The sequence below is a fragment of the Rhizobium sp. X9 genome, assembly GCF_018873185.1.
Classification (GTDB): domain Bacteria; phylum Pseudomonadota; class Alphaproteobacteria; order Rhizobiales; family Rhizobiaceae; genus Agrobacterium; species Agrobacterium oryzihabitans.
On sequence record NZ_CP071311.1, the window covers coordinates 424,864 to 448,668 of the forward strand.

The 23,805-nt window shown below is 60.2% G+C and carries 23 protein-coding genes; 15 read left to right on the plus strand and 8 right to left on the minus strand.

Annotation, left to right across the window (positions count from 1 at the left end; translation table 11 throughout):
- Window positions 1-12: 12 nt before the first annotated feature.
- The 5 genes from JZY08_RS02055 (at window position 13) to JZY08_RS02075 (ending at window position 3,588) form a co-directional block, all read left to right on the plus strand.
- Window positions 13-762, plus strand: a complete 750-nt coding sequence (locus JZY08_RS02055) for a F0F1 ATP synthase subunit A (protein ID WP_003494138.1) — start codon at window positions 13-15, stop codon at window positions 760-762.
- A 72-nt stretch (window positions 763-834) separates the two neighbouring features.
- Window positions 835-1,062, plus strand: coding sequence for a F0F1 ATP synthase subunit C (locus JZY08_RS02060; protein ID WP_003494147.1), 228 nt, complete (start codon window positions 835-837; stop codon window positions 1,060-1,062).
- Window positions 1,063-1,143: 81 nt separating this feature from the next.
- The gene (locus JZY08_RS02065; protein WP_035218658.1) at window positions 1,144-1,785 is read left to right on the plus strand and encodes a F0F1 ATP synthase subunit B; all 642 of its coding nucleotides are present in this window, start codon (window positions 1,144-1,146) and stop codon (window positions 1,783-1,785) included.
- 1 nt (window position 1,786) lies between these two features.
- Complete coding sequence (locus JZY08_RS02070) at window positions 1,787-2,272, plus strand: F0F1 ATP synthase subunit B (protein ID WP_216330821.1); 486 nt, start codon at window positions 1,787-1,789, stop codon at window positions 2,270-2,272.
- A gap of 332 nt (window positions 2,273-2,604) precedes the next feature.
- Entirely contained in the window at window positions 2,605-3,588 is a 984-nt protein-coding gene (locus JZY08_RS02075; RefSeq protein ID WP_216330823.1) for a phosphotransferase, read from the plus strand.
- 170 nt (window positions 3,589-3,758) lie between these two features.
- Here JZY08_RS02075 and JZY08_RS02080 read toward each other — a convergent pair whose 3' ends face one another.
- Together JZY08_RS02080 and JZY08_RS02085 are read right to left on the minus strand one after the other, a co-directional pair.
- Window positions 3,759-4,412 (minus strand): ribonuclease HII, encoded by a 654-nt coding sequence (locus tag JZY08_RS02080; protein WP_216331488.1) that lies wholly within the window; start codon window positions 4,410-4,412, stop codon window positions 3,759-3,761.
- A 406-nt stretch (window positions 4,413-4,818) separates the two neighbouring features.
- Window positions 4,819-5,976, minus strand: coding sequence for a PA0069 family radical SAM protein (locus JZY08_RS02085; protein ID WP_082183815.1), 1,158 nt, complete (start codon window positions 5,974-5,976; stop codon window positions 4,819-4,821).
- Between the two features lie 243 nt (window positions 5,977-6,219).
- Between JZY08_RS02085 and JZY08_RS02090 the strand changes: the two genes are divergently transcribed.
- Window positions 6,220-6,738, plus strand: coding sequence for a glycosyl transferase (locus tag JZY08_RS02090; RefSeq protein WP_216330825.1), 519 nt, complete (start codon window positions 6,220-6,222; stop codon window positions 6,736-6,738).
- 154 nt (window positions 6,739-6,892) lie between these two features.
- Window positions 6,893-7,753: a glycoside hydrolase family 75 protein gene (locus JZY08_RS02095; RefSeq protein WP_216330827.1), complete on the plus strand. Its 861-nt coding sequence runs from the start codon at window positions 6,893-6,895 to the stop codon at window positions 7,751-7,753.
- A gap of 72 nt (window positions 7,754-7,825) precedes the next feature.
- On the opposite strand, the gene JZY08_RS02100 is transcribed toward JZY08_RS02095, so the two are convergent.
- From JZY08_RS02100 to JZY08_RS02110, 3 genes are all read right to left on the minus strand, one after another.
- A complete protein-coding gene (locus JZY08_RS02100; protein WP_216330829.1) occupies window positions 7,826-9,262 on the minus strand; it encodes an FAD-binding oxidoreductase in 1,437 nt (478 codons plus the stop codon).
- 48 nt (window positions 9,263-9,310) lie between these two features.
- Window positions 9,311-10,288, minus strand: a complete 978-nt coding sequence (locus JZY08_RS02105; RefSeq protein ID WP_216331489.1) for an L-threonylcarbamoyladenylate synthase — start codon at window positions 10,286-10,288, stop codon at window positions 9,311-9,313.
- Window positions 10,289-10,354: 66 nt separating this feature from the next.
- Entirely contained in the window at window positions 10,355-10,963 is a 609-nt protein-coding gene (locus JZY08_RS02110) for a DUF6656 family protein (RefSeq protein WP_216330830.1), read from the minus strand.
- Window positions 10,964-11,295: 332 nt separating this feature from the next.
- Between JZY08_RS02110 and JZY08_RS02115 the strand changes: the two genes are divergently transcribed.
- The 4 genes from JZY08_RS02115 (at window position 11,296) to JZY08_RS02130 (ending at window position 15,018) form a co-directional block, all read left to right on the plus strand.
- On the plus strand, window positions 11,296-12,540 hold the full coding sequence (locus JZY08_RS02115) for an aromatic ring-hydroxylating dioxygenase subunit alpha (RefSeq protein ID WP_035219001.1): 1,245 nt from the start codon (window positions 11,296-11,298) through the stop codon (window positions 12,538-12,540).
- A 7-nt stretch (window positions 12,541-12,547) separates the two neighbouring features.
- The gene (locus JZY08_RS02120) at window positions 12,548-13,630 is read left to right on the plus strand and encodes a hybrid-cluster NAD(P)-dependent oxidoreductase (RefSeq protein ID WP_301183734.1); all 1,083 of its coding nucleotides are present in this window, start codon (window positions 12,548-12,550) and stop codon (window positions 13,628-13,630) included.
- Between the two features lie 177 nt (window positions 13,631-13,807).
- A complete protein-coding gene (locus tag JZY08_RS02125; RefSeq protein ID WP_216330832.1) occupies window positions 13,808-14,275 on the plus strand; it encodes a BA14K family protein in 468 nt (155 codons plus the stop codon).
- A gap of 224 nt (window positions 14,276-14,499) precedes the next feature.
- On the plus strand, window positions 14,500-15,018 hold the full coding sequence (locus tag JZY08_RS02130) for a BA14K family protein (RefSeq protein ID WP_035241698.1): 519 nt from the start codon (window positions 14,500-14,502) through the stop codon (window positions 15,016-15,018).
- Between the two features lie 217 nt (window positions 15,019-15,235).
- On the opposite strand, the gene JZY08_RS02135 is transcribed toward JZY08_RS02130, so the two are convergent.
- Window positions 15,236-16,231: a transporter gene (locus JZY08_RS02135; RefSeq protein WP_216330834.1), complete on the minus strand. Its 996-nt coding sequence runs from the start codon at window positions 16,229-16,231 to the stop codon at window positions 15,236-15,238.
- A 219-nt stretch (window positions 16,232-16,450) separates the two neighbouring features.
- Here JZY08_RS02135 and JZY08_RS02140 point away from each other — a divergent pair, with 219 nt between their 5' ends.
- From JZY08_RS02140 to JZY08_RS02150, 3 genes are all read left to right on the plus strand, one after another.
- Window positions 16,451-18,238, plus strand: coding sequence for an acyl-CoA dehydrogenase (locus JZY08_RS02140; protein ID WP_216330835.1), 1,788 nt, complete (start codon window positions 16,451-16,453; stop codon window positions 18,236-18,238).
- A gap of 19 nt (window positions 18,239-18,257) precedes the next feature.
- Window positions 18,258-19,016 (plus strand): crotonase/enoyl-CoA hydratase family protein, encoded by a 759-nt coding sequence (locus tag JZY08_RS02145; protein ID WP_003494179.1) that lies wholly within the window; start codon window positions 18,258-18,260, stop codon window positions 19,014-19,016.
- A gap of 89 nt (window positions 19,017-19,105) precedes the next feature.
- Window positions 19,106-19,420 (plus strand): hypothetical protein, encoded by a 315-nt coding sequence (locus tag JZY08_RS02150; RefSeq protein ID WP_137037195.1) that lies wholly within the window; start codon window positions 19,106-19,108, stop codon window positions 19,418-19,420.
- 72 nt (window positions 19,421-19,492) lie between these two features.
- Here JZY08_RS02150 and JZY08_RS02155 read toward each other — a convergent pair whose 3' ends face one another.
- Together JZY08_RS02155 and JZY08_RS02160 are read right to left on the minus strand one after the other, a co-directional pair.
- On the minus strand, window positions 19,493-20,743 hold the full coding sequence (locus JZY08_RS02155) for a class I SAM-dependent RNA methyltransferase (protein WP_216330837.1): 1,251 nt from the start codon (window positions 20,741-20,743) through the stop codon (window positions 19,493-19,495).
- Complete coding sequence (locus JZY08_RS02160; RefSeq protein ID WP_003494183.1) at window positions 20,740-21,492, minus strand: TlyA family RNA methyltransferase; 753 nt, start codon at window positions 21,490-21,492, stop codon at window positions 20,740-20,742. Before JZY08_RS02160 ends, JZY08_RS02155 begins: the two co-directional genes overlap by 4 nt.
- Before the next feature lie 278 nt (window positions 21,493-21,770).
- On the opposite strand from JZY08_RS02160, the gene JZY08_RS02165 reads away from it, so the two are divergent.
- Entirely contained in the window at window positions 21,771-23,801 is a 2,031-nt protein-coding gene (locus JZY08_RS02165; RefSeq protein ID WP_137037197.1) for a methyl-accepting chemotaxis protein, read from the plus strand.
- Window positions 23,802-23,805: the final 4 nt, after the last annotated feature.

The window sequence follows — 23,805 nt, forward strand, 5'->3', positions numbered from 1 at the left end:
AGAGGGCAGCCGGTGGCAAACGATCCGACCCATCAGTTCTTGGTGCAGCCGATCATTCCGATCGAAATTGGCGGCGTCGATTTTTCCTTCACAAATGCGTCGCTTTTCATGGTTGCGACCGTGGCTGCAGCGTCCGGTTTCCTTTATTTCGCAACGTCGAACCGCGGTCTGATCCCGACCCGCATGCAGTCCGTTGCTGAAATGTCCTATGAATTCATCGCCTCCATGCTGCGCGAAGGCGCCGGCAAGAAGGGCATGGTGTTCTTCCCCTTCGTCTTTTCGCTGTTCATGTTCGTGCTGACGGCAAACCTTCTCGGCATGTTCCCGTATTTCTTCACGGTCACCAGCCAGATCATCGTCACCTTCGCGCTCGCCTGCCTCGTCATCGGCACGGTCGTCGTTTACGGTTTCTACAAGCACGGTCTTCATTTCTTCGGCATCTTCGCCCCCTCGGGCGTACCGAAAGCGCTTTTGCCGCTTGTCGCGTCAATTGAAATGATCTCGTTCCTGTCGCGTCCGATCAGCCTTTCCGTTCGTCTCTTCGCGAACATGCTGGCCGGCCACATCACGCTCAAGGTTTTCGCAGGCTTCGTCGCCTCCATGGGCGCGCTCGGCGCTCTCGGCATCGGCGGCGCTGTCCTGCCTCTCATCATGACGGTCGCAATGACCGCTCTCGAATTTCTCGTTGCCTTCCTGCAGGCATACGTCTTCGCGGTACTGACTTGCATGTACCTGAACGACGCCGTGCATGGTGGTCACTGAGAAGTAAAGTCGCTGACCCCGGAAACGGGCGTCAAAAACAGCCGCAACAACCTATATCTCAAGGAGTCTCACATGGAAGCGGAAGCAGCAAAGTACATCGGCGCAGGTCTCGCATGCCTCGGCATGGCTGGTACGTCCCTCGCACTCGGCCGTATCTTCGGTGATTACCTGTCCGGCGCACTGCGCAACCCCTCTGCTGCCGACAGCCAGTTCGGCCGTCTGGTATTCGGCTTCGCCGTTACGGAAGCTCTGGGCATCTTCTCGCTGCTCGTTGCTCTCCTTCTCCTGTTCGCTGTCTAATATCGGCATCAGGTCTGGATCACGGCTCGCGCTAATGGCGTGCCGTGATCCTTCGCATTTGCAGTCCCCCTGGAGGTGAGCATGTTCGTGACCGAGGCTTATGCCCAGTCAGCACCGACCGTAGGTGAAACGCATACGGAAACTCCGGCTGTCGGCCAGCCGCAACCGGAAGCCACGCACACGGAAACCGGTGTAGCGCACGGCGCTGAACACGGTGCTTCCGGCGTTTTCCCGCCGTTCGACCAGTCTACTTATGCATCGCAGGTCCTGTGGCTGGCGATCACGTTCGGCCTTTTCTACCTGCTCATGCAGAAGGTCATCGTTCCTCGCGTCGGCGGCATTCTCGAAAACCGTCATGGACGCATCGCACAGGATCTCGATGAAGCGGCACGGCTGAAAACCGAAGCTGACGCTGCCGTCGAAACCTATGAAAAAGAACTCGCGGCAGCCCGCGCCAAGGCAAGCTCGATCGGCTCCGCGGCACGTGACGCCGCCAAGGCCAAGGCCGATGCCGACCGCGCCGCGATCGAAGCCGGACTTGCTGAAAAGCTCGCCGCCGCCGAAAAGCGCATTGCGGGCATCAAGGAACAGGCTTTTGCCGATGTCGGCGCTATCGCCGAGGAAACCGCGACCGCGATTGTCGACCAGCTGGTTGGCGCCAAGGTCAAGGACACCGACGTCAAGGCCGCCATTGCCGCCGCTTCGAATGTGAAGGGAGCCTGATATGGCGTTTGATGCATCATTTTTCGCTCTCGTCGGCCTTATCCTTTTCTTCGTCCTGATCGCCTATCTCAAGGTTCCGGGCATGCTCACCAAGTCTCTGGACGAGCGCGCGCAGAACATTCAGGACGAGCTGGCCGAAGCCAAGCGCCTGCGTGAAGAGGCCCAGCACCTGCTGGCTGAATATCAGCGCAAGCGCAAGGAAGCCGAAGCGGAAGCAGCAGGCATCGTTGCCGCTGCCGAACGCGAGGCAGCCGCCCTGACGGCCGAAGCCAAGCAGAAGACGGAAGAATTCGTCGTCCGCCGCACGGCCCTTTCGGAGCAGAAGATCAAACAGGCCGAAGAAGACGCCATCGGCGCCGTTCGCGCCGCCGCCGTGGACATCGCCATTGCCGCTTCCGAGAAGCTCATTGCCGAAAAGACCACCACTGCCGCAAAGGCCAAGCTTTTCGCTGCGACGATCAGCGACGTGAAGTCGAAGCTGAACTGAGATTTATCTCGATATTGTTCAAAACCCCTCCGGTGCGAGCCGCGAGGGGTTTTTTGTTTTGGGCCCCAGGGATCGGTCAGAAATACAGTGCCGACAGGCCTGTCGAAATGCTGTTCTCTTAATGGGCCACTCATACAAACGGTCAGCCTGCGGGGTGGAGGGCAGGTTAAAAAAGGGCGGGTATTGGCAAGCGTTAGGGTTTGGCTCTCGACTCTAAATATTTGATCGCGCGTCCGCTTATTGCCGCAGCAGCAGATTTCCCTATTCTACGGAGCAAGCGACTTGGTCGCGATGCTGAGACAGCCTCATGAAGCTCCGCAGGACATAGCCGAATGATCGACTTTTATCCGCTGTATTCTACCCCACAGAGTGAAGCGATCGAAGATTTTATCAATCGGCACTACGAACTAAAACGACCTGTATCCTGCAAGCTGCTTCAGCGTGGATTTAATGACGCTTATCTCGTTACCGTGAACGACGGCGAGCGTTATGTGTTTCGGCTTTCCCACCGCCGTGCCCGTGGCGCAGCCGACGTCAAAAGCGAAACTGCATTTCTGTCCCATCTCTCGAAATCAGGAGTTCCAGTCGCCGGGCCAATTCCGACACGTGACGGTACTTTCTTCGTTCGAGGCCAGTCGCCGGAAGGTGCGCGCGAGGGCGTGCTTTTTAACGCGCTTGGTGGGCGTGAAGTCCATGCCGCTGATGCTGGCGATGCCCGGGCTAACGGAAAGACCCTTGCTCTTGTGCACAACGCGGCAGAGACATTTCCCATCGGCGAAACGCTATATCGACTTGATCTTGAACATTTGTTGCATCGGCCTCTCGCACGAATACGCGACAGCGGAATTGTGGATGATGCGCAGGTTCTCGTTGATCTTCAAGACATCGCCAAGCGCGCAGCAACGGCGATCGAGGCGTCCGATAATCTGACTTGGACATATTGTCACGGAGACTGCCACGGTTTCAATTCGCGTATCAATGAGGCTGGTGAAGCCGTATTCTTCGACTTTGATGATGGAGGCCCGGGATATCTCGCTTATGATCTCGCTGTCTTCCTCTGGGCTCAAATCTCCTTTGGCCGGGAACATATTACCGTCTGGCACGCCTTCGTGGATGGGTATCGGGAAATTCGGCCGATATCGCCTGACGACTTCGAAGCGGCGTTGAGGTTTGTGACGGTTCGTCACTTATGGCTTATGGGTGAACACGCAAGCCGAACCCACGAATGGGGAAGCAATTCTGTCGGATGGATCCCGCGACAGGTTGATTTTCTCACCAAGTGGGAGATCGATCGATTTTCCGATCGTCTGTTCTGACGCTGACGCCAGCGCACCAAGCTGAAAAGATTGGCCGCTCTTTGTCGCAGACAAAGTCACGTTCTGATTTGCACCCGCTTCCCGGTTTCGCCCGTGTTGACCTATTTTGTATTGCGAAGGCGCTGATCGAACGAATTTATCTGAATTTCAAGTTGCGTCCGTCGCCACGATCAATCCTGCTTCAGCGGCCTGAAACTCATCCGGTGCAACGGGCAGGGTCCATGACTTTCGATGGCTCGAAGATGAGCCGGCGTCCCGTAACCGGCATGGCCTTCGAAACCATAGGACGAATGCACGATGCCAGCCCGCTCCATCATCCGGTCGCGGGTTACTTTGGCGATGATCGAGGCGGCGGCGATGGAGAGGGAGCGGGAATCGCCCTTGATGACGGCCTTGGCCTCGCAGGTGATGCCCGGTGGCTTGTCGCGGCCGTCGGCCAGCACGAGGGCAGGGGAGGTTTCGAGGCCGAGCACGGCGCGGCGCATGGCATCGAGGCTGGCGCGCAGGATGTTCATGCTGTCGATCAGGCCGGGACCGGAGGAGGCGACGGAAACGACAGAGGTTTCCATGATGAGCCTGAACAGGCTCTCCCGCTTTATCTTCGTCAGCTTCTTGGAATCGTCGAGACCCTCAGGAATATTGTCCGGATCGAGAATGACCGCCGCAGCGACGACCGGTCCCGCGAGAGGTCCACGGCCTGCCTCATCCGTACCGGCCACGGGCCAGAGGCCCTTCCTTCTCGCTTCCAGTTCGAAAGAGAAATCCGGGCCGGTATCGGTAAGATCGAAGAGGGCAGGAGAATCGGGTGCGGTGCGGCGTTTCATGCGGCGAAACTTGCACACACACCCGATCTCCTGCAAGCCCCCGGAAGCGGGCGATGACAGGCGCGGTGAGCCGGGATCGAGGGGCGTGGCTCACCGTGCCCCTGAGGTCGTCATGACCTTTGATCCTCCAGCGGGGCGGCGGAGGAAAAATGATCGCACGCGAGGCGGCGGTTCCGGGGGGTGATGTCCGGCAGGCCAGGGAAAACCCGCCGGGCATTTCGTCGAGAGCAACAAGACAAGAAGGTTGCTCCTATGGTTCTGAATTCCGTCTGTTAAAGGCTCACAAAGCCTCCAATTATTGGCGAATTATCCTTCATGGTCGGCGTCATCTCCGGACCAAGCCCGAGGATGACGCCGCGTTCAGTTCCGACATTCATCATCCTCGGACACTTTCCGCATCTGCTGCTTAAAGCAGCGATAATTGAACCCCTGCGCCACCCGGCGGCACGAAGAGATCGTCGCGCAGATGAATGCCGCGGCGGACGAGGCCGAGCCGTTTCGTTGCCATCTCGAAACGCCTGCCGATCTGCCAGGCATAGGGACCGGCGCCCTTCATGCGCTTTCCGAACTCCGCATCGTAGTCCTTGCCATCGCGCATGGATCGCACCAGCGACATGACATGCCGGTAGCGGTCCGGATAGTTGCGCAGCAGCCAGTCGCGAAAGAGGGGACTGACCTCCAGCGGCAGGCGCAGCAGCACATAGGAGGCTTCGGTTGCGCCGGCGGCCTTGCCGGCTTCAAGAATGCGTTCGATCTCATGATCGTTGAGCGCCGGAATGACGGGTGCCATCATGACGGCCACGGGAATGCCAGCATCCGTCAGCGCCTTGACGGCCTCCAGCCGTTTTTCCGGCGTTGCGGCGCGCGGTTCCATGCTGCGCGCCAGCTTGCGGTCCAGCGTCGTCACGGAAATGCCGACCTTGGCGAGGCCCTTCCTGGCCATCGGCGCCAGAATATCGATATCCCGCTTGATCAGCGCGGATTTGGTGACGATGGCGACAGGGTGCTCGGCCTTCGCCAGCACTTCCAATATCTGCCGCATGATGCGCCATTCGCGTTCTATCGGCTGATAGGGATCGGTATTGGTGCCGATGGCGATGACGCGCGCCTTGTAGCCGGGTTTCGCCAGCTCCCTTTCGAGCAGCTTTGCCGCATCCGGCTTGGCAAACAGCTTGGCCTCGAAATCCAGCCCCGCCGAAAGCCCCATATAGCTATGCGTAGGTCTTGCGAAACAATAGATGCAGCCATGTTCGCAGCCGCGATAGGGATTGATGGAGCGGTCGAACGGAATGTCGGGCGATTCATTGCGGCTGATAATGCTGCGCGGCTTTTCCACCTGCACCTCGGTGCGGAACGCTGGCAACTCTTCCAGGGTTTGCCAGCCATCGTCGAAAACCTCCCGCTGCAGGGCCTCGAAACGCCCATCCGGGTTGAGACCCGCGCCACGGCCGCGACGACGGTCGATCTCGATCCGCAGGCCCGATGCATCGGCCAGCGCATTGGCAATGTCAGGCGTATGGCGCGGCTGAAAGGCAGCCTGCCCTGAAAGCGTATGGTCTCTCATCTGGATGCTCCAAGGTCATGACGCACCTTTGAAGGCACGCCCAACGCCCTAAACCGTTTCCGTTCGAACAGGCTTTCGCTGCCCCTTCGAATGATTAAATTCCTAACGCAGAAATGAGAACATTACAAGAACAAAAAAGCACGATCAGCATCTTCCGCAGGGTCGTGCCGCGATAAGGCCTCGCAACTTTTCCCGTGACGACCGGAGTGGCAATTTATTGTGCGATGCGTTAGAGCTATGCATATGTTGACAGTCATAATGGAATGCCGGGATCAGGAACCGGAACTGGCGCACACGCTGTCTGCGCTCGTAACCGGTGCCGTGGAGGGGCTTGTAAGCGATGTTGTGGTCCTCGATCACGGTTCGCGCGATGGGTCGTCGCGTGTCGCCGATGCCGCCGGCTGCCGTTTTTATGTGCAATGGGACATTGCCGATGTCATGCATTCGGCGCGCGGACAATGGATCCTGCTGGTCGAACCGGGCGCCCGCCCGCAGAGCGGCTGGATCGAGGAAATCCTCGACTATGTGACAGTGTGTGCGGAGCCGGCGCGGTTTTCCCCATCCCGTTACCACAAACGCCCGTTCTTCAGCCGAATCATCCGCCGCCAGCCGCCATTGGAATATGGCTACCTGATGCCGAAGAAACATGCGGTGGCGATCGCAAAACCCGGCATGGGCCTGTCACAGCTCGTCCACGCGCAAAAGCCGCGCCGCCTGAATGCGGAGCTGGCTCCGGCCTGGACAGCGCGACCTTCAAGCTAAGCTGAAGCGCTTAAACTCTCAAAGTATAATCAACTGAAGACTGAACTGGGTTGCGATACCTGGAAACTGCAAAATTTTGCCGAGAAGCAAGAAGAGGGACTCGACTTCTGCATGAATAAATGCAACCTATACATGTCTTTCAGGGGAGGGTTGCATGTTCTGCGGATTCTTTCAGTCTCATTCTTCTAAAATCCACGCTGCCTTTTGTTTTGCTACAATATTAGCTCTGCCGACGACAGCTTTGTCCCAGGCCCTATGTGGAACGGGGGGCGTCGTTTTCACCACGAAAGAACTCAAAGTTGATGCCGATGGGGCGCCGAACTCCTATCTGGTGAACGGCGAAGGCCTGTCCTACACCTGCGATGGAGTGACCGCGGTGGGGTCAACACCCGATACTGACCGGAATGGATGGCAGAAAAAATGCCGCGATGCCTGGAAGAAAGCTGTTGCGACCGGTGATTATTCAAAGGTCAGAATATTTGGTTTTTCCAAAGACGAAAACAACAGGCCGATAGTTCAAAAGGCTGGCGATCCCCTGCCGGGAAAGGCTTTCATAACGGAGACTTCCGTTTCGGTTCCGGATGGGCCGGCAGGAACACAAAGGCATTGGGTCGATGCCAACGAAATTCCGTATGTTGTTTTGTCTGGTAGTTTTGTGAGGAAGTATGGTGTGAAGGGTGGCGACATAGCCGTCGTTTATCGCCCGGCAACCAAACGTTTCGCCTATGGGGTTTATGCTGACGGCGGTAAGCTCGGCGAAGCGTCCGTGCGCTTCCATCAGGATATCGGCAACAACCCTTTGGTAAACAAGGGTGGCGTCCTGAGAGCAAAATCAGGCATTGCCGACGAGAAGAAAAATAAAGATTCGATCCCGGTCATTACGGTCGTTTTTCCCGGAAAGACGTCTCATCCCACCGTCGACGCAAAAAAATGGCGTGCCGAGATTGCCACGATGGGAAAAGAGCAATTCGACAAATGGGGCGGCATTGAGAAATTGATCGAATGTGCCCGCTAGTTTGAGTTGTCCTATCCTGGCGGAAAGCGGGCGGCGATGGGCCGCCCGTATTCGATCAGATATTCGGTCAGCCTAACCGGCGGAGAGCACCTTGCCGGGGTTCATGATACCGGCGGGGTCGAAGGCATGCTTGACGCGCCGCATCAGTTCCATTTCGATGCCGGGCCGGATGGCGGCGAGTTCGTCGCGCTTCAATTGGCCAATGCCGTGCTCGGCCGAAATCGAGCCGCCGAGCGATAGCACGATGCCGTGGACGATCTCGTTCATATCCCGCCAGCGGCCGATGAACTCGGCCTTGTCGGCGCCGACCGGCTGGGAAATATTGTAATGGATGTTGCCATCACCGAGATGGCCGAAGGCGCAGACGCGGGCGCCCGGAATGGCGGCGATAACCGCCTTTTCCGCAGTCGCCATGAATTCCGGTATCTTCGAAACCGGCACTGAGACGTCGTGCTTGATCGAACCTCCCTCGGGTTTCTGCGCATCCGACATGCTTTCGCGCATGTGCCAGAGCGCCTGTCGCTGCGCTTCCGATGTCGCGATCACGGCATCCTCGACAAGCCCGGCCGTAAAACCGCGCTCCAGCAGCGATTGCATCATCGTCTCCGCCGTCTCCGCTGAATCGTAGGTGGAAATATCGATGAGTGCGTACCAGTCATGCGGATTTTCGAGAGGATCGCGCACGCCGGGAATATGTCTCGTGGTGAATTCCACGCCGATGCGCGGCATCAGTTCGAAGCCGGTCAGCGCTGTGCCGCAAAGGTTCGAGGCCATTTCGAACAATCTCAGCGCGTCTTCGGTGGAGCCAAGCCCCGCAAAGGCCACCTGATGACCGAGCGGCTTCGGGAAAAGTTTCAGTACCGCACCGGTAATGATGCCGAGCGTGCCTTCCGAGCCGATGAAGAGGTCGCGCAGGTCGTAACCCGTATTGTCCTTCTTCAACCGGCGCAGCCCGTTCCAGATTTCGCCTGTTGGCAGCACCACTTCGAGCCCCAGGCAAAGCTGGCGCATATTGCCATAGGCGAGAACCGCCGTGCCGCCGGCATTGGTGGCCAGATTGCCGCCGATGCGGCACGACCCCTGCGAGCCGAGCGACAGCGGAAACATGCGCTCCACCGTATCGGCGGCCTTGTGAATATCATCAAGAATGCAGCCGGCATCCGCCACGATGATATTGGCGACGGGATCGATATCGCGGATGCGGTTCATGCGCTCGAGCGACAGGATGATATCGGTGCCGTCCGCACGCGGCGTCTGGCCGCCCACAAGGCCGGTATTGCCGGTCTGCGGCACGATGGGGGTTCCGGTTTCGCTCGCAAGCTTCAGAATGGCTGCAACCTCTTCAACCGTACCGGGCTTGAGCAGTAGCGGCGAGGCGCCGCGATAAAGCCCGCGATTTTCCACGAGACGTGGCGCCATGTCCGCAGCGTCGCGCACCGCGTTCTTCTCGCCAACGATGGCGGTGAAGCGGTCGAGGGTTTCGGAGGAGGGAGCAGCAGTGGTGGTCATGGGCGGCGTCTCGCTGTCATTTGAAACGGTGGGCGAAATGATTGGAAATCAGCCTCGCGGCGCGGCGGCACGGGAAAGGCGGTCGTTGATCGCCTCTCCGAGACCATGGGCGGGAATGGTGGTGATGGCGATGGTAGCCGCACCGCTTGCATCGGCTGCTTTGAGATAATCGAACAGATTGGCGGCGGCCTCGGAAAGATCGCCGGAAGGGCTGAGATCAAGCACGGTGCGCGCCGTCTCTTCACCGGCAATGGCGATACCGCCGAACCGGATCAGCGCTTCGCCGGGGGAAACCGATGTTGCACAGAGGCGTACGGCAGCGCCCGGCGCATAATGCGAGGCCAGCATTCCGGGCGCTTCAATGGCGGCAGAGGCTTTTTTCGGCCGCTCGAGCCGTTTGCCGGCAATGCGCTCTATGTCCTCGGTGACAATGCCGCCGGGACGGAGCAGCCGCACCCGGCCATCCTCTTCCACCTTGACGATGGTGGATTCGACGCCGACCGAAGCTGCGCCGCCATCGAGAATAAGATTGATCTTTTGGCCGAGATCGGCCTCGACATGGGCCGCACTCGTCGGGCTGATCTTGCCGGAACTATTGGCGCTGGGCGCGGCCAGCGGCCGGTCGAACCTTCGGATCAAATCACCGGCAAAACCCTGCGGTACACGAATGCCGACCGTGTCGAGCCCGGCCGTCGCCAGCGAATGAATGCCGCTTGCCGGTTTGAGCGGCAGAACCAGCGTCAGCGGGCCGGGCCAGAAGGCTTCGGCGAGGCGGCGCGATACGGGGTCGAAAACCGCGTAACGTTCGGCCATGGCGATATCGGCCATATGGCAGATCAACGGATTGAACTGCGGCCGGCCTTTCGTCTCGTAAATGCGGGTGATGGCCGCCGGATTGGTGGCGTCTGCCGCAAGGCCGTAGACGGTTTCCGTCGGCAGGGCGATGGGCTGGCCGTCTGCAAGCTCGGTGACGGCTGCCTGCAAGGCGGTTTCCCGCTCGTTTTCGATATTGATATGACGCGCCATGATGCTGCCTTTCAGGGCGGTCAATAGCGTATTTCGGGCAGGTATGGAAAGCGCAATCGCGGCTTTTTACATCGCCCTGATGATCTTGCGCATCTCGTCCGAGCGCGCGCCAAGCATCAGCACGTTTTTAAGCGCCACGCGCGGATCGTGGGTCTGGAACAAGAGGCCGCCGCGGTGGAAGGACGTGTCGACGGCGAGGCCCCGATCGGGCAGCGCATTGATGGCGACGGCAAAATACATCCGCGAATAACGCGCATCGATGTTTTCGAAGAAGTTTTCAGCACCGCTCAGCTCGGCAAAGAAATTCGCGAAATAGAACGACCAGAAAACATGGCGGCGCGCGTCGAAACTGGTTTTCGCCGCCGTGACATGGCAATAGCCGAGATGCGGCCGTTCATCGAGCAGATGGTGGAAAACCATCTTGGGAAAGCGGATGGACTGGTGAAAGCCATTGAGACGGCTATGGGTGGCGTCGGCGGCAGCTTCTAGCTTGCGCCCGGTTATCGCGGCCACCTCGTCATGGCTGTAATAGACGCGCTCCTTCGGCAGCCAGCGTTCTTCGTAACGGGTGATCCGTCCGGTGCGCAGGAAGTCCGAATGCGCGGTATTGGAACGTATCGGCGTGACCGAATGTTTTGCCGCATCGAAATAACGTATGCGTGTCGCCTTCTCCACCAGGAGCGCCCTCGTTGCTGTCGATCAGCCAACATAGTTTAGGCAGCGTTAAAACTCCGTTGCGCCGTTACCCCCGTTTTCTGACGGGTTGATAGGATGTGCGCAGCATCATGCGTCATATTGCGACGCGGTTTATCGGACCGAATAGCGCGCGGATTTCGCAAGCGGAATGGCCTGCGACGGCCATCGGCGCATGTCGCAATTTGTCGCCAATGCGGAAGCCGATGTCGCTGTTTGCGCTGCCGCAAATACCCGCCGGTGTTTAGATGGGACATGCTTCCGCAGCCCGCGTGAATGGTGCCGGGCAGGGCGGTTTGATCGAGGATTTGGCCATGGAATTGCGTGAAACCGTATTGCGCCAGCTGAAGAACCGCCGCGAAGGCTTCAGCCTGGAACAGCCTTTCTACACGGACCCGGATTATTTCAAGCTGGACATGGAAACGATCTGGTATCGCGACTGGCTGTTTGTCGGCCATGATTGTGAGGTGGCGAAGTCCGGCAGCTATTTCACCGTTCAGGTCGGCGCCTATTCCGTCGTCATCGTGCGCGGTCGTGACGGGCAGATCCGTGCCTTCCATAATTCCTGTCGCCATCGCGGCTCCCGCGTCTGCACCACGCAGAAGGGCCAGTCCGCGCGTCTCGTCTGTCCCTATCACCAGTGGACGTACGATCTGGACGGCAAGCTGCTGTTCGCCCGCCATATGGGCGAGGAGTTCGACAAGGGGGATTTCGGCCTGAAGCCGGTCGCCTGCGAAACCGTTGCCGGTTACGTCTTCATCTGCCTTGCCGACCAGCCGGCGGATTTCGCGCCGATGCGCGCCGAAGTCGAAAGCTACATGGCCCCGCACCGCATCTGGGAAGCCAAGGTCGCGCATGAAAGCACCATCATCGAAAAGGGCAACTGGAAGCTCGTCTGGGAAAACAACCGCGAATGCTACCATTGCGCTGCCAACCACCCGGAACTCTGCCGCACCTATCCCGAAAATCCGAGCGTGACGGGAACGGACGGTGGTGCGAGCGATCCTGAAATCGGCGGCCACTGGGCGCGCTGCGAGGCCGCCGGCCTGCCGAGCCGTTTCAAGATCGACCCCAAGGGCCAGTTCCGCGTCGCCCGCATGCCGCTGATCGGCGAGGCCGAAAGCTACACCATGTCCGGCAAACGCGCCGTGCGCCGGCCGCTGTCCGACGATGTCAGCATCAGCCATATCGGCGCGCTGCTTCTGTTCCACTACCCGACGACGTGGAACCACTTCCTCGGTGACCACACCATTTCCTTCCGGGTGCTGCCGCTCAGCGCCAACGAAACCATGGTCACCACCAAATGGCTGGTGCACAAGGATGCGGTCGAGGGCGTGGATTACGATCTGGAAGACCTCACCCACGTCTGGAACGAAACCAACGATCAGGACCGCCGCATCGTTGAGGAAAATGCCTTCGGCATTCGTTCCCCCGCCTATGAGCCCGGCCCCTATTCCATGGAGGACGAGGGCGGCGTGATGCAGTTCGTCAACTGGTATGCCGATTTCATGGTCGACCGGCTGTCCGGCGACAAGGCCAGGCTTTCGGCTGTAGCGTGATGCGAAGATGAATATGGTTGTGAGCTACAAGCACATAGACGAGATGAAGCCGTGGAGTGACAAGCTTCACCTGCTGGAATGTATCTCGGTGACACCAGAGACGCCTGACGTGATGACGTTCCTGTTCCGCTCCGAAGATCAGAACTGGTTTCGTTATCTGCCGGGGCAATTCGTGACGCTGGAACTGCCGGTCGGCAAGGATCCGCTCTACCGGACATATACATTGTCCTCCAGCCCGTCGCGCCCCTATGCGCTGTCGGTCACGGTCAAGGCGCAGGCCAATAGCATCGGCACCCGCTGGATGTTCGATAATCTGAGGCCCGGCATGAAAATCCGGGCGCTCGGCCCGCTCGGCGACTTTTCCTACGTCAAACATCCCGGCGACAAATATCTGTTCATCTCGGCAGGCTCCGGTGTCACGCCGATGATGTCGATGGTGCGCGACATGAGCGACCGCGCCCCGCAGAGCGATATTGCCTTCATCAATTGTTCGCGGACTCCCGGCGATATCGTCTTCCGTCACGAGCTGGAATATCTCGCCCGCTTCATGCCGAACCTGTCTCTCGGCTTTATTGTCGAGAAATGCGGCCGCACCGATCTGTGGTCCGGCCTGAAGGGCATGGTCGACAAGGCCAAGATCGCACTGCTCGCGCATGATTTCATGGAGCGCACCGTCTTCTGCTGCGGGCCGGAGCCTTTCATGGCTGCCGTCCGCTCCATGCTGGATGCGTCAGGCTTCGACATGGGCCGTTACCATCAGGAAAGCTTCTCGCCTGCCGCCCCCGTCGCCGTCGGTGAGAGCGTCCTTACCGATGCGGACGGCGAAGCGCTCTCGATGGTGGGCTTCACCGTTTCGGGAAAAGAAATGCCGTGCCAGCCCGGCCAGACGGTTCTCATGACGGCGCGTGCTGCCGGTGTGCGCATCGGCGCTGCCTGCGAATCGGGAATTTGCGGCACCTGCCGGGTGCTGAAACTTTCCGGCGAGGTGGAGATGAACCACAATGGCGGTATTCTCGATGAAGAAATCGAGGAAGGTTATATTCTCGCCTGCTGCTCGAGGCCGCTGACGGACGTGAAGGTGGAAGCCTGACAGGCTGTGCACCTCCTTCCAGTTCCACCGGTTTTTGTCGTGGAACTAAATTTCCTCAAACTCGTTTGCACGTCATCGAATTCTTTTCGGGTGTTCCATGGGGCTGACCCTTACCTCCGATGAGAGCGAGCGATGAAAAGGCGCGGTTCAACGCGTTAAAGCAAACGGAGGAAGATCATGATGAATTTCCGGACAACGAGCGTCGCCACGGCGATTGTCGTTTTCCTCACCAGCTTCACGCCGTCGCAGGCGTTCCAAGCGCCCGTGCCGATGCCGAAGCCGGCAATATCCACTGACAATAATGTCGTTCCGGTGCAGTACCGCGAATGGGACCGCCGCTACGACCGCAGGCACGGTGACCGCATGTATCGCCCGCGCCCGCCGCGTGACGGATATTACAACGGCCATCGCGGCTATCGCGATCGTCGTCCGGGTTACCGTTATCACAACGGTTACTGGTTCCCGCTGGCAGCCTTCGCCGCAGGTGCGATCATCGGTGGCGCCGTGCAGCAGCCGCGTCCTGCCTATGGCGGCAGCCATGTGTCCTGGTGCCAGAACCGTTGGCGCTCGTATCGCGCTTACGACAACTCCTACCAGCCGACCAGCGGTCCGCGCCGCACATGCGTATCGCCCTACAGCCGCTGATAGTGGTTTTCGAAAGCCCGGATTTGATCCGGGCTTTTGCTTTCGGGCTGCCGGATCGGGTAACCGAAGCGTGAATGCATCGTTAATGCTGGGTTCAGGCGAAAACGCCTAGCCTGCAACCTCAAATGTAACGGCCAGCGCCGACAAGCTGGCTGAGTAAGAAGAAAAAGGTGCTATTATTCACGTATAACGGCCTGTCGACCGTCGTGAATGGAGGAAGTCAGATGAGAGACTATATGAAGAATATCTTGGCTGTCGGTCTTTCTGCGATCGTGGTTGCGGGAGCGATTGTTCCGGCGGAAGCGGCAATGCCATTGCCGACGGCACCGAAGAGTGTCGAGACGGTGGGCAACGACGCCAGCAAGAATATCGTGAATGTGCAGTACTGGCGCGATCGTCGCGACTGGGATGGCGGACGTCGTGGCTGGTACGGTGGTCATCGCGGTTATCGCGATTACCGTCCGGGCTATCGTCATCATGACGGTTACTGGTTCCCGCTCGCAGCCTTTGCGACGGGTGCGATCATCGGCGGTGCACTTTCGCAGCCGCGGGAAATCTACCGTCCGGTTCCGGAATATCGTCCGCGTCCGGTCTATCGCGAATACCGCCCTGTCCGTCGTGCGGGCATGAGCCAGGCGCATGTGAACTGGTGCTATGGCCGCTATCGGTCCTACGATGCCTATAGCAACACGTTCCAGCCGTATCATGGCCCACGCCAGCCCTGCTATTCGCCTTACAGCTGATAAGTGGACGAGCTGAAATCGATGGAGCCGCCCGGAGAAATACCGGGCGGCTCAAGCTTCTTATAGGCATCGTAACATCAGCCTTCGTCATCCTCGGGCTTGACCCGAGGATCCAACGTCGCGGGTGGTTGTGGATCCTCGGGTCAAGCCCGAGGATGACGCTGAGTGGGACTGTCGACGCCACCCCGCTAAGAAGTCGGTTGACCTCTGTTGATCGTCACAGAATCCGCGCCCGCTTGAGCACGAACCACGCAAGCGCCACCGAAATCACGATGAAGATGCTGGCCGAAAGCGTGCCGCCCGTGCCGACGGTAAACGGCAGCTCATCCGTATTCATGCCGAAAAAACCTGTGACCAGCGATGGCGGCAGCAGGAATGCCGTCATCAGTGACAGGATATAAAGGTGCCGGTTGGTTTCGGATGAGAGTTTGGAATCGATTTCCTCGTGCAGCAGCCTTGCCCGCTCCTGCAAAGCGTAGACATCGTGGTCGACAGCTTCCAGACGACCCATCAGACGCGAGGCGACGTCCTCGAAACCATCGGGCATCTCGTCCTCGTCGGCAGCGGAGGCCCGTCGCATCAGGGTCAGCACGGTGCGCAGATGCCGGTGCAGGCGCACCACCGTGCGGCGCAGCGGGGCAAGCCGCCGCCGTTCGTCGCGTGTCTCGCTGTCATAGACCATATCCTCGATGGCGTTCAGCTCTTCCGTCGTCTCCATCACCAGATTGATGAGTGAGCGCTGGAATTCGGCGACAAGGCCTTCGAACACATGCGATGGTGTGAGGTAACGGTTGGAATTCTTGTCGACCGCCGCCTTCAGCCGGTCCACCGAATGCAGTGGCTGCAGGCGGGTGGTGATGATGAAACGGTCGCTCACCGCGAAATGCAACCAGCCGAAATCACGCGTCTCCTTGTCGAATTCCCGCTGGAAATCGACAAGCGTGCCGTAAAGCGATTTTTCATCCACCACGATGGAGGGATGTGTCTCATGGGTGGTGAGGCTTGCCCGCGCCGCCGGATCGAGACCCTCTATGGTTTCGAGAAAACCCGCCACCCGCTGATCGGCGAGATTGAGATGCAGCCAGAAGAAACCGTCGCAATCGGCCATTTCGTGAAAGCCGGCATCGGGTGCAAGCCGGCGGCACGGGGCTGTGCCGGGGTGGAATTGATAGGCCCAGACAAGGCCGGGAATAACGGGTGTTACGAGATCCATCGTGGCAGTCCTGACCGGCTGGATGGGAGGAGGGAGGCGTTCGTCGTTCCGGTGTGGGAGCGGCGGCCGCGAGGCGCCTTTCAGCGCATGCTGAGCAAATTCATATGACAGTTTTATAACAATCCCGCTGAAATGGCGGGAATTTTCAAATTGACGTTTACGTAAAAATCATTTAGCCCGAAGGCAGCACGATAGGCAAAAGCTTCGGGAGGAGGCAGCATGTATACCGCGCCGGTGGACGATATCGCCTTTACGCTCAAACATGTGGCGGGTCTGCAAGACGCGCTTGCAAAGGGTGCGCTGGGAGACCTCGGTGAAGATGTCGTGGATGCCATTCTGCACGAAGCCGGTCGTTTCGCCACCGCCGAGGTCGCTCCGCTTGCCGAGATCGGCGATCGTCAGGGCGCGAAGCTCGCCGACGACAAGGTCACGACGCCGGATGGCTGGGCCGATCTTTACCGTCGCTGGGCGGAAGCCGGCTGGAACAGCCTGACGGCACCGGAAGAGTTCGGTGGCCAGAACCTGCCGCATATGCTGAATGTCGCCGCGCTTGAGATGTGGAATTCCGGTTCCATGGCCTTTGCGCTGGCGCCGACGCTCACCATGGGGGCGGTGGAAGCCATTGTCACCCATGGCAGCAACGATCTGAAACGTACTTATCTTCCAAAACTCGTATCCGGGGAATGGACCGGTACGATGAACCTCACCGAGCCGCATGCGGGATCGGACCTTGGCGTCCTGAAGACCCGTGCCGAGCGCAATGGTGACGGCACCTACCGCATCTTCGGGCAGAAGATTTTCATCACCTGGGGTGAACATGACGCGGCGGACAATATCATCCACCTCGTTCTCGCCCGCCTTCCGGACGCACCGGCCGGCACACGCGGCATCTCGCTCTTCCTCGTGCCGAAGTTTCTCCCTGATGACGACGGTACGCCGGGCAGCAGAAACGATGTCTTCTGCCATTCTCTGGAGCACAAGCTTGGCATTCACGGCTCGCCCACCTGCACGATGATTTTCGGAGACGGCAGGTTCGGGGAAGAGAAGGGCGCCCTGGGCTGGCTGATCGGTGAGGAGAACAAGGGTCTCGCCTGCATGTTCACTATGATGAACAACGCCCGCCTCGCCGTTGGCATGCAGGGCGTGGCGATCTGTGAAGCGGCGACCCAGAAGGCCATCGAATACGCCAGAGAGCGCACGCAGGGCAAGGCGCCCGGCTGGCAGGGTTCCGGCATGAGCCCGATCATCGAGCACCCGGATATCGCCCGCACGCTTCTGACGATGAAGGCGCTGACGCAGGGATCGCGGGCGATCTCCTTCAGCTGCGCGCATGCCATCGATATGGCGCACGCGACTGAAGACGCCCGGCAGCGCGCTTACTGGCAGGAGCGCGCTGCCCTCCTGACACCGATCGCCAAATCCTTCTCCACCGATGCCGGCGTCGATGTCGCCTCCATGGGCATTCAGGTGCATGGCGGCATGGGCTTCATCGAGGAAACCGGCGCGGCACGTTATCTGCGCGACGCCCGTATCGCTCCGATCTATGAAGGCACCAACGGCATTCAGGCCATCGATCTGGTGCTGCGCAAGCTGCCGCTATCGGATGGCGCGCAGGTGCGTGGTTTCATCACCGAACTGCGCGAGATCGCCGCCCGGACCGCCGCCTCGAACCGCGACGATCTCGGCGAGACGGCCCGTTATCTGGAAACGAGCCTCGACGATCTGGAAACGGCGACCGACTGGCTGCTGGAACGGCTGAAGGCGGGCGAAACCGAAACCGCACTCGCCGGCGCGACACCCTACCAGCGTCTCTTCGGGCTGGCGCTCACGGGAGCCTATCTCGCCAAGGGCGCATTGGCCTCGGTGGAAGACGGCAGGGGCGGACAACGCGCCGCGCTTTGCCGGTTTGCGGCGGAAAACCTGCTGGCGGAAACGGCAGCGCTCAAGGACCGGGTCATCGCCGGGGCGGCAAGCCTTGCCGCTGCCCGCGCCGTTTTGGCTTCCTGAGTTGATTGAGGAGAGAGCTATGTCGGACGATCATATTCTCGTCGAGCGGGTCAGCCACGCACCCGAAGTCCTGACCATCCGCTTCAACCGGCCGGACAAGAAAAACGCCATCACCGATGCAATGTATCTGCGCATGGCTGAAGCCTTGCAGGCCGCCAATGCCGATCCTGATATTCGCGTCGTTGCGTTTCTCGGCACGGAAGGCTGCTTTTCCGCAGGCAATGATATGGCCGACTTCCTTGCATTCGCCATGTCGGGCGCAAAAGGAAAGCTTGCCGTTCTCGATGTTCTGAAGGCACTCGCGACCTTCGAAAAACCGCTGGTTTCGGGTGTCGATGGTCTGGCCATCGGCATCGGCACAACGCTGAACCTGCATTGCGATCTGACCGTTGCTTCCAATCGCAGCCTGTTCAAGACACCTTTCGTGGATCTGGCGCTGGTGCCGGAAGCGGCATCCAGCCTGCTTGCACCGAGGCTCATCGGCCACCAGCGCGCCTTTGCGCTGCTTGCCATGGGCGAAGGTTTTACCGCCGAACAGGCGTTGCAGGCCGGAATGATCTGGAAGGTCGTGGCCCCGGAACATGTCGAGAGCGAAACGCTGGCACTCGCGACCCGGCTTGCCGCCAAGCCGCAGCAGGCGCTGAAGATCGCCCGCGATCTCGTGCGCGGCAATCCGCAGGATGTACTGGCGCGCATCGATGAGGAAGCCCGCCATTTCATCGCGCAATTGCAAAGTGCGGAAGCACGGGCCGCCTTCGAGGCATTCATGCGCCGTTAAGCGTTTCGGCAGGAAGTCCTTGCGGTTAAGGAACCGGTCAATATGGCTTGGGTTAAATACCGTACCGTCATTGTCCGAAGGCCACCCGCATGCGTCACTTCGTTTTCGCCCTGTCCCTATTCCTCTCCGCCGCCACCGTTGCCGAAGCGGCGGCGACTACGCCTTTGCTGGTGTCGAGCAACAACGTCATTCTGGCGCAGTCCACGCAGGACGATAGCCCGAACTTCTATTCCGGGAACAGCCGCGATCGCCAGCGCCGCGCGCGGTTCGTCTGCGTCATCACTCCGCCGGACAGCGCCAATCGCCGCAGACCCTATATCTGCCCCATCGAGCAGGGCCGCGTCGGCGGTTCGTGCCGCTGCTCGGGCGTGGTCGGGAACGGCACGGTCGATACGGCCTGGTAACAAACCCCTCGGCCCTCATTCCTGTGACAAGCACAGGAATGAGGGCAGTGGGCAGCTCTCCGCCTGGATTGCTTATTTCTCCAGCACCGCCACGGCTTCCACATGCGGCGACCATAAGAACTGGTCCACCGGCGTCACCCGTGTCAGGCGATAGCCGCCTTCCGTGAGAAGGGCGAGGTCGCGCGCAAGCGTCAGCGGATTGCAGCTGACGGCGACGATCTTCTTCACCGTGCTGCGGGCAAGTTCCTTGCACTGGAATTCCGCACCCGCACGCGGCGGATCGAACACCACCGCATCGTAATTCTTCAATTCGCTCGTCATCAGCGGCCGGCGGAAGAGATCGCGCTTTTCGATGCTGACGGGTTTCAGGCCCTGCGTGTTGCGGGCGGCGAAATCGAGCGCCTTCAGCGGCTTGTCTTCTGCTTCCACCGCATGTACCCGGCCGATACGCGCGAGCCTCAGCGCAAAGGTGCCGGAACCACAAAACAGATCGGCAATGCGCTTGGATTTGCCCACATGGGCCAGCACCAGCTCGGCCATGGCGTCTTCGGCCTGTTTGGTCGCCTGGGTGAAACCGCCGGCCGGCGGCGAAACCGGAACGCCGCCGAATTCGATGATCGGCTTTTGCGGTTCGATGAGGATTTCACCCGACAGCGAGACGCGGGCGATGCCGCGCATGGCAAGCACCGTTTCCGTCAAGGCGCGGCGCTGCTTGTCGCCGACGGATTTGATGCCTTCGACTGAAATGTCGAGACCCGAAAGCGTTTCAAGAACGGTCATGCGAAACGGCTCGGCATTCGACGCAAGGGAAAGGCCGATGGCGCGGATGGCATCCAGCCGCGCGACGATGCCGGGCGAGGTGACGGGACATTCCTCGATGGCGACGATGTGATGGCTGTTCGCCTGGCTGAAACCGAGGAGCAGACCCTTTTCCGTCCTGCGGGCGGCAAACACCGCGCGGCGGCGCTCGCCGGGGCGACAGATGACGAGATCGTCCACCGGCGGCGTGAGACCCTTCGATCGAAGCGCCGAAACCACCAGCTCCCGCTTGAAGGCGTGGTAGGGCTGATCGGCGAAATGCTGCAGCGAACAACCGCCGCAGGCGCCGTTAACGCCCTCGGGACCAAAGTGGCGGCAGGCGGGTTCGCGGCGGTCTGCCGAGGCTTCCGCAATCGAGATGATGGTGCCGGTATCCTTGACCTTGGCAATCGCCACGGTTTCGCCGGGCAGGGCGAAGGGCACATAGACCGGGCCGTCGGGACAGTGCGCAATGCCATCGCCCTGCGCGCCAAGGCTCTTTATGCTGACGGTCTGCGTGCTCATGGCTTTTGGCCTCCGAGAAGAAATTCGATATTGCCGTCGCCGCCGGAAATCGGTGAGGGAATGAGGCCAAGGCTCTTCCAGCCCATGTCTTCAACGAGCCAGCGTTCCAGTTCGGCAGCAACGGCGGGGGCCGTTTCCGGCTCTTTCAACAGGCCGGCCTTGCTGATGGCGTCGCGGCCCGCCTCAAATTGCGGCTTGACCAAGAGAACCGCCAGCGCGCCGGAGGCTGCAAGCCCAAGTGCGGGGGCGAGCGCCAGCTTGATGGAGATGAAGGACACGTCGGAGACGATGAAGTCCACGGATCGGTCATCGATGTCGTCGGCCGTGAGGAAGCGCGCATTCAGCCCCTCCAGATTGGTGACGCGCGGATCGTTCTCGATCCGCGGATGCATCTGCCCGTGGCCGACATCGATGGAGGTGACGTGCTTGGCACCGCGATGAAGCAGCACCTCGGTGAAGCCGCCGGTGGACGCACCGACGTCGAGACATTCGTGGCCCTTTGGATCGAGCCCGAAATGATCGAGCGCGGCGGTAAGCTTGAGGGCAGCGCGGGAAACATAGGCCTGCGCCGGATCGGTAATGGCGATCTTGACGTTTCCGGCAACGGTCTGGCTGGGCTTGGTGGCGGTTTTCCCGTTGACGCTCACGGTACCGCGCGCAATCGCGTCGCGCGCACGCGAGCGGCTGGCGAAGTGGCCGAGCGATACAAGAAGCTGGTCAAGCCGTTCATTTTCAGGTGTTTTGGACATGGTCCCGTGTCAATGACCGCCAAACTCCGCCGATGCAAGCGATTTATCATCGAAACCCGCCGACACTGCCGCCTTCGCCCTGATACAGGCGTGAATGTGGCATCGCTCAAACAGCATATGCGATTAATCCAATATAAAGGCTTGTATTGCACTTTGTGCGCAAGGCCCGTGCGGCCAGTCGGAACCTGCCATGACGGCATCTCCTCCAATCCACATTATTGCGACCGTTGCAACGCAGACGCTTGCTCCGAGGCATCGGGTCGCCGAGAGAGTTTGCGATGTCGCTGAAAAACTTCCCGATCAACATAAAGCTCATAGTCACCTTCTGTGCGTTGATGAGCGTGTGCCTGCTCGCCTCCGCGGTCGTATTCTGGCAGACGCTGGGGAGTGAGCGCGTCACGATCGAAAACAACCGCACCAAGGATATCATCCAGGCCGTGGACGGCGCGACGGCCGCCATGCTGGAACAGGCCGTCAACCAGCGCGGCTTCCTGCTGTTTCGCAGCGACAGCACCTATAATGATGTATTCGCCCAGCGCGACCTGATGCTGAAGAAGCTCGACGAAGCCCGCGTGCTCGCAGCCGGCCGGCCGGACATTCTGCAATCCATCGACGACATGCAGAAATCCGCCACCGTGTTCTTCAAGGAACTGGCGGAACCGCAGATCGCCGCGCGCAAGACGACCGAAGCGCCGATTTCCGAAATCATCGAGATCGGCCGCAACCAGGCCAAGGGCCAGCTCGACGGTTTCCGCGCCTCCGCGGCCAAGATCAAGGAGCAGCTGAACGGCCTGTCGACCGCTTACGCGGCCGAACAGCAGGCTGCGGCGCTGAACCTGAAATACGCGCTTCTGGGCGGCGGCGCTGTCGCCGGCCTTCTCGCCGTTGCCCTCATCTGGGCCCTGTCGCGCTCGATCGTTACGCCGATCGTCGGCATGACGGCGGCCATGAGCAGGCTTGCCGATGGCGACATGACAACGGAAGTTCCGGCGGTCGACCGCAAGGACGAAGTCGGCAAGATGGCCAAGGCCGTCCTCGTCTTCAAGGAGGCAGGGCTGGAAAAATCCCGTCTCGCCGGCGAAACCGAGCGCATGCGCTCCGCCACCGAGACCGAGCGTCGCCGCAACGAAGAAGAGAAGGCGCAGGACGAGGCCGCCAACGCCTTTGCGCGTGACGAGCTGGGCAAGGGTCTTTCGGCTCTGGCGGAGGGCGATCTTGCCTACCGGATCGAAACACCGTTCGCCTCCTACATCGACCCCATCCGTATCGATTTCAACAGCGCCGTCGAAAAGCTCCAGCATGCCATGCGCGCCGTTGGCGAGAATGCGGCAGCGATCAATGCCGGCGCTTCGGAAATGCTGTCTGCCGCCGATGATCTGTCGCGCCGCACCGAACAGCAGGCGGCCTCCATCGAGGAAACCGCCGCAGCCCTGGAAGAAGTCACCACCACGGTGCGTGATAGCGCCAAGGGCGCCGAAGATGCCGGCAGTCTGGTTCAACGCGCCCGCGCCGGTGCGGAAAAGTCGGGCGTCGTGGTGCGCAATGCGGTTGCCGCCATGCGCGAGATCGAAAAGTCCTCCGGCGAGATCGGCAACATCATCGGCGTCATCGACGATATCGCCTTCCAGACCAATCTTCTGGCGCTGAATGCAGGCGTGGAAGCCGCCCGTGCGGGTGATGCTGGCAAGGGCTTCGCCGTCGTCGCGCAGGAAGTGCGTGAACTCGCCCAGCGTTCCGCCAATGCCGCCAAGGAAATCAAGACGCTGATCGGCGCTTCCAGCCGGCAGGTGGAGAACGGCGTCAATCTCGTCGACGAAACAGGCAAGGCGCTGGACCTCATCGTGGCGGAAGTCGAGGAGATCAACGCCCATGTCAGCGCCATTGTCGTTGCCGCCCGCGAACAGGCGACGGGCCTGCAGGAAATCAACACGGCCGTAAACACCATGGATCAGGGCACGCAGCAGAATGCCGCCATGGTGGAGCAGCAGACCGCCGCCAGCCATTCGCTGGCCCGCGAAGCGGAGGCGCTCAACAGCCTGCTCGGTCAGTTCAGGATGGGTGGCACGCGTGCTGCCGTTGCCAGCGCCGGCAATGGTGCCGGGAGCTATGCGGCCCCTCGCCACTCCTCGGCAAAACCAGCCTTCCAGCCGGCACCTGCGCCGGCCAGGAAAGCACCGGTGAAACCGGCCTCCGCTACCGCAAGACCGGTCTCGTCACCGGCCCGTGCGCTTGGCCAGAGCCTCGCCCGCGCCTTCGGCGGCACGTCGGAAGCGCCAGCCGCGAAGGATCAGGACTGGACGGAGTTCTGAGCGG